General features: G+C 67.0%; 11 protein-coding genes. 4 read left to right on the top strand and 7 right to left on the bottom strand.

Annotated features, from left to right (window positions below):
- Positions 1-4: 4 nt before the first annotated feature.
- From ACZ60G_RS30360 to ACZ60G_RS30375, 4 genes are read right to left on the bottom strand one after another with little or no spacing between them, the layout of a single operon-like run.
- The gene (locus ACZ60G_RS30360) at positions 5-1,489 is read right to left on the bottom strand and encodes a flavin-containing monooxygenase (protein ID WP_465814314.1); all 1,485 of its coding nucleotides are present in this window, start codon (positions 1,487-1,489) and stop codon (positions 5-7) included.
- Complete coding sequence (locus ACZ60G_RS30365) at positions 1,486-2,343, bottom strand: SDR family NAD(P)-dependent oxidoreductase (RefSeq protein ID WP_465814316.1); 858 nt, start codon at positions 2,341-2,343, stop codon at positions 1,486-1,488. The genes ACZ60G_RS30360 and ACZ60G_RS30365 overlap by 4 nt, the downstream gene beginning before the upstream one ends.
- Positions 2,327-3,226: an alpha/beta fold hydrolase gene (locus tag ACZ60G_RS30370; RefSeq protein ID WP_465814318.1), complete on the bottom strand. Its 900-nt coding sequence runs from the start codon at positions 3,224-3,226 to the stop codon at positions 2,327-2,329. The genes ACZ60G_RS30365 and ACZ60G_RS30370 overlap by 17 nt, the downstream gene beginning before the upstream one ends.
- A complete protein-coding gene (locus ACZ60G_RS30375) occupies positions 3,223-4,566 on the bottom strand; it encodes a cytochrome P450 (RefSeq protein ID WP_465814320.1) in 1,344 nt (447 codons plus the stop codon). Before ACZ60G_RS30375 ends, ACZ60G_RS30370 begins: the two co-directional genes overlap by 4 nt.
- A 124-nt stretch (positions 4,567-4,690) precedes the next feature.
- Between ACZ60G_RS30375 and ACZ60G_RS30380 the strand changes: the two genes are divergently transcribed.
- Positions 4,691-6,310, top strand: a complete 1,620-nt coding sequence (locus tag ACZ60G_RS30380) for a carboxylesterase/lipase family protein (RefSeq protein ID WP_465814322.1) — start codon at positions 4,691-4,693, stop codon at positions 6,308-6,310.
- A gap of 7 nt (positions 6,311-6,317) precedes the next feature.
- Here the strand turns inward: ACZ60G_RS30380 and lexA are convergent, their stop codons facing one another.
- A complete protein-coding gene (gene lexA / locus ACZ60G_RS30385) occupies positions 6,318-7,028 on the bottom strand; it encodes a transcriptional repressor LexA (RefSeq protein WP_465814324.1) in 711 nt (236 codons plus the stop codon).
- A gap of 291 nt (positions 7,029-7,319) precedes the next feature.
- Between lexA and ACZ60G_RS30390 the strand changes: the two genes are divergently transcribed.
- From ACZ60G_RS30390 to nrdR, 3 genes are all read left to right on the top strand, one after another.
- Positions 7,320-7,760 carry a hypothetical protein gene (locus ACZ60G_RS30390; RefSeq protein ID WP_465814326.1) on the top strand — a complete coding sequence of 147 codons (441 nt, stop codon included), beginning with the start codon at positions 7,320-7,322 and terminating at the stop codon, positions 7,758-7,760.
- 152 nt (positions 7,761-7,912) lie between these two features.
- Positions 7,913-9,166, top strand: coding sequence for a hypothetical protein (locus ACZ60G_RS30395; RefSeq protein WP_465814328.1), 1,254 nt, complete (start codon positions 7,913-7,915; stop codon positions 9,164-9,166).
- A gap of 175 nt (positions 9,167-9,341) precedes the next feature.
- Complete coding sequence (gene nrdR / locus ACZ60G_RS30400) at positions 9,342-9,818, top strand: transcriptional regulator NrdR (protein ID WP_465814330.1); 477 nt, start codon at positions 9,342-9,344, stop codon at positions 9,816-9,818.
- Between the two features lie 8 nt (positions 9,819-9,826).
- On the opposite strand, the gene ACZ60G_RS30405 is transcribed toward nrdR, so the two are convergent.
- Positions 9,827-10,054, bottom strand: coding sequence for a hypothetical protein (locus tag ACZ60G_RS30405; RefSeq protein ID WP_465814332.1), 228 nt, complete (start codon positions 10,052-10,054; stop codon positions 9,827-9,829).
- A gap of 217 nt (positions 10,055-10,271) precedes the next feature.
- Positions 10,272-14,435 carry an ATP-dependent RNA helicase HrpA gene (hrpA, locus tag ACZ60G_RS30410; RefSeq protein WP_465814334.1) on the bottom strand — a complete coding sequence of 1,388 codons (4,164 nt, stop codon included), beginning with the start codon at positions 14,433-14,435 and terminating at the stop codon, positions 10,272-10,274.
- Positions 14,436-14,477 lie beyond the last annotated feature (42 nt).

The following is a 14,477-nucleotide window of genomic DNA, read 5'->3' on the forward strand; positions in this document are numbered from 1 at the left end:
GCGATCATGACCTCACACGCACCGGAATACGGCCGGGTGCGGCGGCCCGGCTCGCGAACCGGATGGTGCCGTCCTCGATCCGCCCGTGGCGCAGTGCGAGCACGTCGTGGGCGTAGTTCATACCCAATCGCCACGGCCGACGCGATCCGGCACTGGGAAAGTGGTCGATGGAACGCTGGACATAGCCCGACTGGAAGTTCAGCAGGGGCTCCGGGGCGATACTCGGATCCGGCCACGGTGTGCACTGGTCATAGCCGTTGTCGTCCATATGCCGCAGCAACCGGCACACGAATTCACCCACCAGATCCGCCTTCAACGTCCAGGACGCATTGGTGTAGCCGATGGTGAAGGCGAAGTTCGGGACACCACTCAGCATCATCCCCTTGTAGGCCATGGTGTCGGGCAGTGGGATGGCCCGACCGTCGACGCTGAATTCGATCCCGCCGAAGGCGAGCAATTGCAAACCGGTGGCCGTCACCACGATATCGGCGGGAAGGTCGGCGCCCGAGGCCAGGCGCAGGCCCTCGCCGGTGAACTTCTCGATGCGGTCGGTGACCACGGCGGCGCGCCCGGCCCGGATCGCCTGGAAAAGATCCCCGTCCGGCACCAGGCAGAGCCGTTGATCCCACGGGTTGTAGGTCGGTTTGAAGTGGACGTCCACCTCGTATCCGGTCGGCAGTAGCGCGGCCGTCTGCTTGCGGATGAAGTTGCGCATCATGCGAGGACGACGCTGGCTGAGTTGGTAGATGAGCGTGCCGATCAGCACGTTCTTCCAGCGGGTGATCGTGTAGGCCCGGCGGGGGCCGAGCCGTTCGCGCAGGCGGATCGCCACCGCGTCCTCGGTGGGCACGGACATGATGTAGGTGGGGGAGCGCTGCAGCATGGTCACCTGCGCCGCCGCCTCGGCCATGGCCGGAACCAGGGTCACCGCGGTGGCCCCGCTGCCGATCACGACGACTCGCTTACCCGCATAGTCCAGGTCGGCGGGCCACTGCTGCGGATGTACGAGCTGCCCACGGAAATCCTCGATTCCGGCGAACTCGGGGGTGTAGCCGTGGTCGTAGCGGTAGTAGCCGCTGCACACGTACAGGAAGCCGCAGGTGTATGTCGAGGTGGTGCCGTCGTGTTCGGCCGTCACCGTCCACTGCGCCGCTTCGGTCGACCAGGATGCGCCGATGACCTTGTGCCCGAACCGGATTCGGCGGTCGATACCGGCTTCGGACGCGGTATCACGGATGTAGTCGAGGATCGACGGTCCGTCGGCGATGGCCGCGGCCTGCGTCCACGGTCGGAAACGATACCCGAGGGTGTGCATATCGGAATCCGAACGCACCCCCGGATAGCGGAACAGATCCCAGGTGCCGCCGATTGCCGTGCGTGCCTCCAGAATTGCGTAGGTGCGCTTCGGGAAGGCAGTCTGCAGGTGGTGTGCCGCGCCGATGCCGGAGAGACCGGCACCGACGATCAGCACATCGAAATGCTCACTCATACCGTCACTCCCGCCTTGGCGCGAGCCCGCAGCTGCCGTTCCAGCACCGCGAATATGTCGTAGTAGTGAGTCGGCGCGATGCGTGCGAGTGCGTCGAACACGTAGGCATCCGGCCCGACCAGAATGCGGGACTTCCCGCGTTCGACTCCGCGACAGATGATTTCGGCCGCCTTATCCGGTGAGGTCAACGTGACCGCCTCGAACTCCGCCGCCATCTGCTCATGCGAACGGCCGCGCCCCTCGGGATCCTTGCGCACCCGGGCATTGCGCGCGATGTTGGTGGTGATACCACCCGGGTGCACATTCACAGCGGATACGCCGGTGCCCCGAAGTTCCTGGCGCAGTGAGTCGGTGAAGCCGCGCACCGCGAATTTCGCCGCGCAGTAGGCACTTTGATTCGGCATACCGAGCAGTCCGAATACGCTGGAGGTATTCACGATGACGCCCTGGCCCTGTTCGACCAGGATGGGCAGAAACGCGCGGGTGCCATTGACCACGCCGTCGAAGTTGATCTGCCGCAGCCATTCATCGTCTTCCGGAACCGCGTCCAGCACCGACGAGCTCACCGCCACACCGGCATTGTTGAATACCGCAGCCAACGGCTCGGTCAGCCAATCCCCGACCTCGGCGGCGAAGGCGAGTTGGTCGGCGGCATCGCGGACGTCGAGCACGCGCATGAGCACCGGACCGGTCAGGGTGGCGGCCGTCTGCTTCAAACCGACCTCGTCGATATCGGCGATCGCCACGGGCGACCCACGGCGCGAAAGCAATTGGGCGAGACTGCGACCGATGCCGGAGGCGGCGCCGGTGATCATGGCGGGACGGCCGGACAGCGGCCTAGCGGTGCGGGGCATCGGTGCTCCTGGAGGTGCGGATGTGGGTGTCGATGAGGTCGGTGAGCGTCGGCCGGACGCCGACGGGCAGGTCGTGGCCCATGCCGGGCAGGGTGTGCAGGCGCGCGCCCGTGATGGCGCTCGCCGTGACGGTGCCGCCGGTCGGATTCACCATCAGGTCGCGGTCACCGTGCAGGATCAGCGTCGGGGCGACGACGGCGGCGAGTTCCGCGGTGCGGTCACCGGATTTGAGGATGCCTGCGAGTTGACGGCCGACGCCCGGTGCCGGATGGGGATCGCGGTCCCAGGTCGCCCCCGCGGCGGCACGCACCGCCTGCTCGTCGAACGGATAGCCGTGCGAGCAGATGTGGCGGTACATGCGCACCGAGCGGTCGATGTGTTCGGTCCGGGTGCGGGCCGGTCGGGCGAACAACAGCCGCCAGGTCGACAGGGCCGGACGCCCGACCCGCGCCGCGCCCGTGGTCGACATGATCGAGGTCAGCGAGGCGACCCGGGCCGGATAGCGGGCGGCGACCGTCTGTGCGATCATCCCGCCGAGCGACATCCCGACCACATGCGCGGAGCTCAGCTCCAGCGCGTCGAGCAGGCCAACCGTGTCGGCGGCCATATCAGAGAGGTCGTATTGCGCTGTGTGCCAACGCTTTCGCAGGAAATCGAGCGGGCCAGGTGGCGGGAAGCCGAAGTGCGTCGACTTGCCGACATCGCGATTGTCGAAGCGGATGACGTCGTAGCCGCGCGCGACGAGCAGTTCACAGAGACCGTCGGGCCAGTCGTGCAGTTGCTGACCGAGTCCGGCGACCAGCAGCAGCGGAGTTCCGCCCTCACCGAGGCGCTCGTAGGCGAGGGCGACGCCGTGGCCCACATCGGCGAATTGCTCACTCATGCCGTCACCTGTTCGGCCCTGGCCTCGGCCGTGCTGGGCCGGGGCGCGCGGCGGTACACCACGGCGCGGCCCTTCTCGGCGGGCACCAGCGCGACACCACGGAAGTGCGTGCGCTCATCCGGCGCGGCGGTCGGCTCGAGCGTGAAATCTCGTAGCAGCGTGCGCAATACGACATTCATTTCCATGGTGGCGAAGGCCGCACCGATGCAGCGCCGAGCGCCGCCGCCGAACGGAATCCAGCTGAAGGTGCCCGGCCGGACTCCGACGAAACGATCCGGATCGAAGGCGCGGGCCTTCGGGAACAGTTCCTCGTTGTCGTGCATGAGCCGAATGCTGACCAGCACATTCTGCCCCTTGGGCAGCGTCCACCGACCCAGCTGCATCGACTCCGCGCGGATATTGCGGACCGTCGAGTCGATGACCGGACGCACCCGCTGCACCTCCAGCAGGGTGGCCTCGCGCAGTGCCGAACCTCCGTCGTCGACCTCGGCGACCAAGCGCCGCAACACTTCCGGATGTCTGCGCAGCCGCTCGACGGTCCACGACAGGGTGGTCGCCGTGGTCTCGTGGCCGGCCGTGAGCAGGGTGAGCAGTTCGTCGGCGATCTCGCTGCGGGTCATCGCGGTACCGTCGTCGTAGCGGGCCTGCAGCATCATCGCCAGCACATCGTCGCGGTCGGCGAGGTGCTCATCGGCGGCGGCGCGGTCGATGAGCCTGCCGACGATCTCGTCGTAGTTGTGGCGGTGTGCGGCGAAGCGGGCCCATGGACCGTACCGGCCCAAGAACTTTTGCGGGACCGGCAGTGCCGCGAGCGCCGATCCGACCAGCACCAGTTTGGGCAGCAGTTCGCGCAGTTCGTCGAATTCCTTGCCCTCGGCGCCGAATACGGCGCGCAGGATCACATTCAGGGTGATCCGCATCATCGAGTCCATCGTCGCGAACTCCCGGCCCTGCGGCCAGGTGGCCAACTCGCGCACCGTCTCCTCCTCGATCAGCGTCTCGTACACCGCGAGACGACGACCGTGGAACGGCGGAGTGAGCAATTTTCGCTGCTTACGATGTTCGGCGCCGCGCAGCGAGAACAGCGAGCCGGGACCGAGGAACTGCCCGAGATTGACGTCGACGTTATCGGCCACATCGGAGCTCGCGGTGAACAGCGCCTTCACCTCGGCCGGCTCGGACAGCACCACGATCCGCCCGAAGCGCGGTAGGTAGACCGTGAATGCCGAGCCGTACCGCTGGTGCAATCTGCGCCATGCGCGGGTGCGGCTCGCCATCACCTCGATGGCCTGTAAGAAGGCCGGACTCGTCGGCCCGTCGGGCAATTTCACCGTGGTCATGCGGCACCTCCCAGCGTGGTACATCTATGTACCAACAGCACGGTACGCTCACGTACCGCGTGTGGCAAGGGTCACTTTCGGAATTGCCGCCCGCGGCGGCGGTGCAGGTAGTTAGCGTGGGCGCGTGCGCAAGCATCGTTGGGTGACAACGGGAGGCTGGTTTCGCGGCACGGATCCGGGTTGGTTCGCCATCCTCACGGCCGTCATCGTGCTGATCGGTGTGGCCGGACCGGCGCCCGCCGAGCCGGTCGCCGCCGATCTCGTCACCGTCGAGACCGGTGAGTTGCGCGGCCTCGTGGCCCCGGAGCATCGACTGTTCGAGGGCATTCCCTATGCGGACCCCCCGGTCGGTGAATCGCGGTGGCGGCCCCCTGCTCCGGCCGCACCTTGGCCCGGTATTCGGGATGCCACGGTGGCCGGGCCGAGCTGCCCGCAGGAAAACGACTTCTACGGGGTATTCGCTGCGAACCCGACGAAGTCGGAAGACTGTCTGTATCTGAATGTTTCGACGCCGCACAACCTGCCCGCCGACGGCGGTGGTCTACCGGTGCTGGTCTGGATCCACGGCGGCAGTTTCGTCACCGGCTCCGGCGATATCTACGGGGCCGAGCCGCTGATCGCGCACGGTGACGGCGACCTGATCGTGGTCACGATCAATTACCGGCTCGGCACGCTCGGCTACCTCGCCGCCTCGGCGCTCGACGACGGTTCCGGCCCCGGTAATTACGGCTATCTGGATCAGCAGGCAGCATTGCGCTGGGTGCAGCGCAATATCGCGGCATTCGGCGGTGATCCGGAGCGCGTGACGCTGGCGGGCGAGTCGGCCGGTGCGACGTCGGTATGCACTCAGATGGTCGCGCCGAGCTCGCGTGGGCTGTTCCGTGCCGCGATCATGGAGAGCGGACCGTGCAGTCCGGGTGTGCCCACCGCGACGGCGGTGGCCGATGGTGACGCGTACGCCGCACGTCTCGGGTGCGCCGGACCCGAGACCGCGGCGTGCCTGCGCGCACTGCCGGTCGATACGCTGGTGAACGATCCCATCACCGCAACGGTGTTCGGGGGCCGGTTCCTGCCGTCCGGGCCACAGGCGGCCGTGCGCAACGGCGCCTTCGCCGATGTGCCCACGCTCGTCGGTGCGAACAATGACGAGATGTCGCTGTGGGTGTACATGAAATACGGTGTGCCCCTTGGCAGGCCGCTGACCGCCGCCGGATACCGCGACGCACTGGCCGCCGCCATGCCCGACCTGACGCCGGAGCAACTCGACCGCGTCGAACAGACTTATCCGGTCGCCGCCTACCCGCAGCCCGCGCTCGCACTGTCGCGCGCCTGGACCGATCGCATTCTCGCCATGCTGGTTGTCGAATACGACGGGCTCAGCCCGCGCACGCCCACCTACACCTACTCCTTCGACGACCCGGCGCCGCTCGGCCCACCGAATACCTTCCCGCTGGGCGCGTATCACGCCAGCGAATTGGCGTCGCTGTGGAGCCTGCGTGACCTCGGCTGGCTCTACGGCGCCGTCCAGACGCCGGACCAACAGCGCCTCGCCGCCGAAATGCGAAGGTACTGGACCCGATTCACCATCGAAGCCGACCCGGATCCGGCCGGTCTCGAACCGATCCCGGCCTATGACCCGGCCGCACCGCTGGTCATGTCCTTCCGGCCCAGCGGAAACCGGCTCATCGACTCTTACGCCACCGACCACCGAGCCGACTTCTGGAAACCTATGCTTCCGCGCTGAACTCGGGTCAGATCTTGCGGATGACCGTGACGACCTTGCCGAGGATCTGCGCGTCATTACCCAGAATCGGTTCGAACAGCGGATTGTGCGGCATGAGCCAGACATCCTTGCCGGTGCGCTTGAACGTCTTCACCGTCGCCTCACCCTCGATCATCGCGGCCACGATATCGCCGTTATCGGCGACGTTCTGCTGGCGCACGACCACCCAGTCGCCATCGCAGATCGCGGCGTCGATCATCGATTCACCGACGACCTTGAGCAGGAACAGCGATCCGTCGCCGACCAGTTCGCGCGGCAGCGGGAAGACATCCTCCACCGCCTGCTCGGCCAGGATCGGGCCACCGGCGGCGATCCGGCCCAGGACGGGCACGAAGGTCGGGACCGGCCTGCCGGTCTCGGCATCCTCGGTGGTGGGCAGGCTGGTCACCGCGCGCACCGCCTCGTCGAGACCGCGAACGTCAACGGCGCGTGGGCGATTCGGGTCGCGGCGCAGATAGCCCTTGCGCTCGAGGGTGCGCAGCTGATGGGCGACCGACGAGGTGGAGGTCAGTCCGACCGCATCGCCGATCTCGCGGATGCTCGGCGGGTAGCCGCGCTCGCTCACCGAGGTGCGGATGACCTCCAGGACTCTGCGCTGACGCACGGTGAGATCCGCCCCGGTACCGGACGGGCCGGTGCCGACTCCGCTCTCGTCGCCCGTGTCGTCTGTGTGGCTCACCGCAACCGCCCTTCTGTGTTCAACTTGCGCCGTTCGCGGGGCCCTTCGTGGTTACGCAAGCTGCCGCCTCCGTGCCCGTCGCTCTCGTCGCCTGTCCATTGATTTCGTTTAACGAATCTAGTCCGGTACCGCCGATGTATCAAACATCTGTTCGAGGCATGTCGGCGTTTTCTGCTGACTTTGTCGGTGGGGCGTGGTAGAAATCTTTCGAACACTTGATCGAATAGCTACCCCCATCGTCTCGCGACATACCTGAGCACCCACCAACACCCCTTCACGGAGGTTTGTCCGATGAGCACAGCGATCAGCGCCCTGAGCACCGACCTCGAGGACGAGGCCGACGTCGATCTCGGCTTCGAATCCGTTCCGCGCGTGCAGCTCCCGCATCGCGGTGGCGTGCGCGCCCTGGAGTCCGCGCGCGTCGTGGCGGATCGGCGTCCGCGCGACAGTCGGCCCGGCGGTGCGGTGGTGCTGTACGACCGCGGTCCCGTTCGAACGCCCGCACTACGTCAGGCGCGGGGACCGCATCCGATGGAGCGGGTCGAACAGGCGCAGGTCGGTTTCGCGGTGCTCGCGGTGTCCGCGCTGCTGAGCGCGCTGGCGGTGACGGCTTTGATCGGGTTGGCGCATTGGCGCGCAGGAACTTTCGGCGGCGAGACCCCGACGACCGTGCCCGCCGTCGTCGAGCAGCAGCCGGTTCTGGACGGTGTGGGAGTCGGTGTGCCGCGGTAGCTCGTCGAAAGCCGGTGCGGCGGATGGCGACCGGTCGATCCGCCACGAAGCGTGGCCGAAATTGTCGATTGCAAACTAGAACATGTTGTTACTGTGCCTAAAAACGTGACCTAGGCAACTCTTGCCGACGAACGATTTCGGGACACCACGCAATGACGCATCGCTCCACCGCTGCACTCGCCGCCCGTCTGCTCGCCCGGATCGCCGGGCTGCTGGCCTGTCTTATCTTCGGGCTCACCATGATTCCGGCCGCACAGGCAGAACCCGCATACGAGGCGTACCTGGATTTACCCGCGCTCAACGGAGACGGAGCAGGCGGCGGAGGTCTGAATCCAGCACTGCCACTGGACGAGTCGACGTTGCGTGTGGCGCTCGACCAGGCCAGGGCCGACGGGGTGGCGCCGAGCCGCTATGCCACACTGCTGCACCAGTATTGGCTGGTGGTCTCGACCCGCAATGCCGATATCGACCTCGCGGCCTGGGATCCGGCGCTCGGCGTGCGTGCCAACCAGCGCACCTTCAGCCAGGTGTACGTCAACTACTTCCGGCTGGCGAATCAGCATCAGGAGTACTGGTGGGCGGGCCTTGCTGGAATCGCGGGCGGCTCCTTCGCCTCGGGGTTCTTCGACCTCAGCGACGTCGGGCTGGTGCTCGACGTACCGGGCATCCATCAACTCGGGGACACGGTCGCCGACCTGTTGCGCGGCACTCCACCGGAATTGGTGGCCGAGTTGCCCTCCGATATCCGGCTGCTCGCCACCGAGGGCTCGCGGTTGAGCGCCGAGGATGTCGCCTGGTACCAGACCCGACTGATGATCATGCAGAAGCACATCTTCACCGATCTGGTCCCGATGCACGAGGCGTATGCCGCACTGGGTATGGCCGGAATCGACGAAATGTATGCGGCCGGGGTGATCGATGCCGATATCCGCACCGCCTGGCAGTCGATCGATTCGCATACCCGCGACGGATATGTGGACGCGCTCATCCGGATGACCGATCGTGAGCAGAACCGTGTCATCGCCGACCAATGGGATGCCACCTCGGCGGGCCGTGGCGCGATGGGCCGGGTCATGACCTATGTGAGCACGGTGGCCGGCAAGCCCGCCGTCCCCGGCGTGCGCGCACCCGGTGTTTTCGCGCCCGCCACCGTCAGCGCGGATATCGCAGGCCACACCGTCTCACTGCGCACCCCGCTGCCGGGCTTCAACTGGGCCGACCGCGATACCCGCTGGGCCTACATCACCGGCGATCTGGTGCTGCGCCACATCGATATGGAGAGCAACCGGCCATTCGCCGAGGTGGTGCTCGGTGAGTCGTTCTGGAGCAAGCTCGCGCACGGACGGATGATCGCGCGCATTCCGGATCTGATCGCCGATCTGACCACGCAGTGGCAACTCGGCTGAGCGTCGGTCGACGGGGTAGTTGGGACGTGTGAGACGGTTGGTGACCCCTCCCGGGTATCCTGGACCTGATATGGACGTATCGGTCTAGACCCCTGTACACGTGCTCGCCGGATCGGGACTGGCGAACCGGAGCCGATTCGGCCGCGGGCGCGCGCATCGACGAAGGATCTCTCGGATGCATTGCCCCTACTGCCGACACCCCGACTCGCGGGTCGTCGACTCGCGTGAGGCCGAGGAAGGCGCGGCCATCCGCCGCCGGCGTTCCTGCCCGCAGTGTGGGAGACGATTCACCACCGTCGAGACCGCGATCCTATCCGTGGTCAAACGCAGCGGCGTCACCGAACCGTTCTCCCGGGAGAAGGTGATCCGCGGTGTTCGGCGCGCCTGCCAGGGCCGCGAGGTCGCCGAAGACGCCCTGAACCTGCTGGCCCAGCAGGTGGAGGACGCGGTGCGCGCCAAGGGGTCGCCCGAGGTGCCCAGCCACGAGGTCGGCCTGGCCATCCTCGGCCCGCTGCGCGATCTGGACGAGGTGGCCTACCTGCGTTTCGCATCGGTATACCGCTCCTTCACCTCCGCCGGCGATTTCGAACGCGAAATCGCCGACCTGCGCAAGCATCGCGAGGAAGCGACGGTCGCCGCCTCCGCCGACTGATCCGGCGGTCAGAGGCAGATCCCCGGCGGGCAGGAGCAGCCGAAGCTGCCCATCGCCTGCCCGGGGCAGATGGTGACCGATCCGGTGTCGAGCAGCCGAACCAGCTGCCGGAGCAGATCGGTGTCGGTGCGCACCGGCGCGGGCTGTGGTGGCACGGTTGCTGAAGCGGTTGCCATCGGCATCGGGGCGAGTGCGACGGCGCAGGCGGCGAGAATCGGCGTGAGGGATTTCCGCATAGGGAGCACCTCTTTCGAGAATTCGCGCCGAACTGCTGAACGACGCGCGGTGCGGATACTGTGAGCGGCCGCAATACTCTTGCGCGCCACCATGCTTCGGCGACTGTATCGCCGTACCGCGGCTCCGGTCGCGCCCCTAGAACTACCGTTGCGAGCTCGGTCAGCGCTTCGGTTGTACTGGGTCGGACGCGATCGCGGCAGCCGCACGGCTGATGGGTCAGCGGCGGATGGCGGCGATGGCTTTTTCGATGCGTTTGGTGGAGATCGGGTACGGCGTGCCGAGTTTCTGGGCGAAAAGGCTGACGCGGAATTCCTCGATCATCCACCAGATTTCGGTGACACCCGGGGCGTGCTTGCGGGTTTCGGGCAGGGCATTGACGAGGCGGTCGTAGGCGGCGAGTGCGCGGTCGATTTCGACCATGCCCTGTCGGTCGCGGACCGCGGAGCCGGGTAGCGCCTCCAGGCGGGTGCGGGCAGCCGCCAGGTAGCGGGGGAGCTCGCGCAGCCGAGCGCTGCCCCACTCCGAGATGAACCCGGGGAAGATCAGGTCGTCGAGTTGGTGGCGGACATCGTCGGCGATATCGCGTTCGGTGGTATCGGCGAGGGCGGACGAAACCTGGTGTGCCCCAGCCAGCACCGGCACCACCAGGCGCACGATGTGGGCCACGGCGGACACGAAGTCGGGGCGGATCTTCGTGACCAAAGTGTCGAACTGCTTCGGACTGCGCACCGGCCCACCGGCGGCGGCGATCAGTTCGTCCGCGGCGGCGGCTCGGCAGTCCTCGATGAGCGCGTCCAGCGAGCCGTACGGATTCTGGCTCAGCGCAAGCCGATCCCGCGGTGGCAGACTGGCCGTGACGGTGCGGACCGAGGTGGGAATGGCGCTCAACACCAGTGCGCGCGTGCCCGCCCGCATGGCGACGGCCTGCTCGGCGGGGGAGCTCAGGACGCGCACCGCGACGCCCTCGCCCTCGGGGACCAGCGCGGGGTAGCCCGTGACGGTCTGTCCGGCCACTTCGCTGCGCACCGTCGGCTCGACCGTCCCCAGCGATTCCGACGTCCACACGGTAGCGGGAGCACGTTCCGCGCCTGCGGTCGCACGGGCGACCGAGGACGAAACCTGTTCGGACAGCTGGGTTTTCAACTGAGCGAGATTCTTCTCGCGCGCCAGCACCTGACCGCTGGCAGCGATCGCGGCGAAGGTCATGCGCAGATGGTCCGGAAGCGCGGCGGGGTCGAGATCGCTCGGTGCGATGGTGACCGAACCGAGCCGCGACAGCTCCCTGGCCAGGCCGATGCGCAGGGGTTCGGCGCGCGGCGTGAGCACGGCGAGCGCCGCCGCGGCGAAGTCCGGTGCGGGAACGACGGTGCGGCGCAGAGCCTTCGGCAGCGTTTTGATCAGCGCGGTGGCCAACTCGTCGCGCATACCGGGCACCAGCCAGTCGAAGCCGACGGCACGCACATGCGCCAACTGCTCGACCGGGATCCGCACGGTGACACCGTCATCGTCATTGCCGGGCTCGAATTGATAGGTGAGTGGGAAGCTCAACTCGCCCTGGCGCCAGGCGTCCGGGAAATCGGTCGGGTCGAGCGTGGCCGCGGCGTCATTGACCACGGTATCGGTCGAGAAGTCCAGCAGCGCGGGATCTTTGCGCTTCGCGGTGCGCCACCAGCTGTCGAAGTGGCGCACCGAAACGATGTCGGCCGGGACACGCTTGTCGTAGAACTCGAACAGCACCTCATCGTCGACGAGGATGTCGCGGCGACGGGCGCGGTGCTCCAAATCGGCGACATCGTCGAGGAGTTCGCGGTTGCGGTTGAAGAATTCGTGCCGGGTCTGCCACTCACCCTGTACGAGGGCATGCCGGATGAACAGCTCACGCGACAGTTCCGGATCGATCCGGCCGTAATCGACGGCGCGGCTGACCACCAGTGGTACGCCGTACAGCGTGACCCGCTCGTAGGCGCGCGCCGCGCCGCGCTTGGACGACCAATGCGGTTCGGAGTAGGTGCGTTTCACCAGATCCCCGGCCAGGCTCTCGGCCCACTCCGGCTCCACCCTGGCCGCCATCCGGCCCCAGAGCCGGGAGGTCTCGACCAGTTCGGCCGCCATCACCCACCGGGGTGGCTTCTTCGCCAGCGAGGATCCGGGGAAGATCATGAATTTGGCGTTGCGGGCACCGAGGAATTCGCGGGTCTCGGCCTCGCGGACGCCGATGTGGGACAGCATGCCCGCCAGTAGGGCCTGGTGGATGGCGGTCGAATCCCATGGTGTGCCATCGTCTTCGGCGGGCTGTGGCTTCGAAGCGGCGGTGCTGTCGCGACCGCGGTTCGCTTTCGCGCGAGATGAATCGGACTTGCGTTGTCCACGTTCCGAATCGCGACCATCCGCCGCGGATCGCCCACGGCGCGAACCGCTTTCGGTGCCGTCCGAACCGTCGCCGTTCGCCGACCACCCGAGCCCTCGAGTGATCGTCCGCAGTTGCCCGTGCAGATCCTGCCACTCCCGGATCCGTAGATAGTGCAGGAACTCGTCACGACACATGCGCCGGAACTGATTGGACGACAGCGACTTCCGTTGCTCGGTCAGGTACTCCCACAACCGCAGGTAGGCCAGGAAATCCGAGCCTTCGACCACGAAGCGGGCGTGTTTGGTGTCCGCGGCCTGCTGATGGTCCGCGGGACGTTCGCGCACATCCTGAATGGACAGTGCGGCAACGATGATCAGCACATCGGCGAGCACGCCATTGCGGTGGGCTTCGACCAGCATGCGCGCCATTCGCGGATCCACCGGTATCTGTGCCATTTCGCGGCCGGTAGGCGTAAGCGTCAGTGTCGCGTCCGACACCTGGTCCGCTCGCCCCTCGGTGGCGGTAACTTCTTGCGTCGAATCAGCCTGCTGCCGAGCGGGTTTCGCGGTGGCGCGCGGTGCAAGCGCGCCCAATTCCTCGAGGAGTGCGACACCGTCGCGAATAGCCCTGCGGTCGGGCGCCTCCACGAAGGGGAACTTCTCGATATCGCCGAGTCCGAGCGCGGTCATCTGCAGGATGACTGCGGCCAGATTCGTCCGCAGGATCTCCGGTTCGGTGAAGGCGGGCCGGGATTCGAAATCTTCCTCGGAGTACAGGCGGATGCAGATGCCGTCGGCGACGCGGCCGCAGCGTCCCGCGCGCTGGCGTGCCGAGGCCTGCGAGACCTCTTCGATGGGCAGGCGCTGCACCTTGGTGCGCATCGAATAGCGCGAGATGCGCGCGGTGCCGGGATCGACGACGTAGCGGATGCCGGGGACGGTCAGCGAGGTCTCGGCGACATTGGTGGCCAGCACAACTCTTCGCCCCGGATGCGGGGCGAAGACGCGATGCTGTTCGGCCGTGGACAGGCGCGCGTAGAGCGGCAGTATCTCGGTGCGCGGAATCCGCAAGTCGCGCAACGCATCGGCGGCGTCGCGGATCTCGCGTTCGCCGGATAGGAAGACCAGCACGTCACCGTCGCCCTCGGCGAAAAGTTCGCGCACCGCGTCACCGATGGCGTCGACCGGGTCGCGGTCCACGATCCGGGTGTCCTCGTCGTCGTCATCGGTGGCGACGGGTAGCTCCAGCGATAGCGGCCGGTACCGGATTTCGACCGGATAGGAACGGCCGGATACTTCGACAATCGGTGCGGGAGTACCTGATTCGTCGGCGAAGTGCCTGGCGAACAATTCCGGATCGATGGTCGCCGAGGTGATGATCACCTTGAGATCCGGTCGGCGCGGCAGCAATTGCTTCAGGTAGCCGAGCAGGAAGTCGATATTGAGGCTGCGTTCGTGCGCCTCGTCGATGATGATCGTGTCGTAGCGGCGCAGCAGCCGGTCGCGCTGGATTTCGGCGAGCAGGATGCCGTCGGTCATCAGCTTGACGAGTGTGCGATCCGAGGCCTGGTCGGTGAAACGCACGGTGTAGCCGACGACATCGCCCAGTTCGGTGCCCAACTCCTCGGCGATGCGCTCGGCAACCGTGCGCGCGGCCAGACGGCGCGGCTGGGTGTGGCCGATGGTGCCGCGGATGCCGCGGCCGAGTTCCAGGCAGATCTTCGGAATCTGGGTGGTCTTACCCGATCCGGTCTCACCGGCGACGATGACGACCTGGTTGTCCAGGATCGTCTTGGCGATATCGTCGCGGCGCGCGGAGACCGGTAGCTGCTCCGGATAGCGGATTTCGGGTACAGCGGCGCGGCGGGCCTCGACGCGCTGCTCGGCCGCCGCGATCTCGGCCGTGATGCCGGTGAGATCGCCGCCGCGGGCCCGGTCCAGGTTGCGGCGCAACCGGTGTTCATCGCGGAGGGTTACGGCGGCCAGGCGGGTCCGAAGCTCGCGGAGATTCGCGTCGGCTGTCCTGGTCATTGCGCTCACCAGGGTAGCGAAACTGGCGCGTCGAATCGGACT

The sequence above is a fragment of the Nocardia sp. NPDC102475 genome (genome assembly GCF_055584605.1).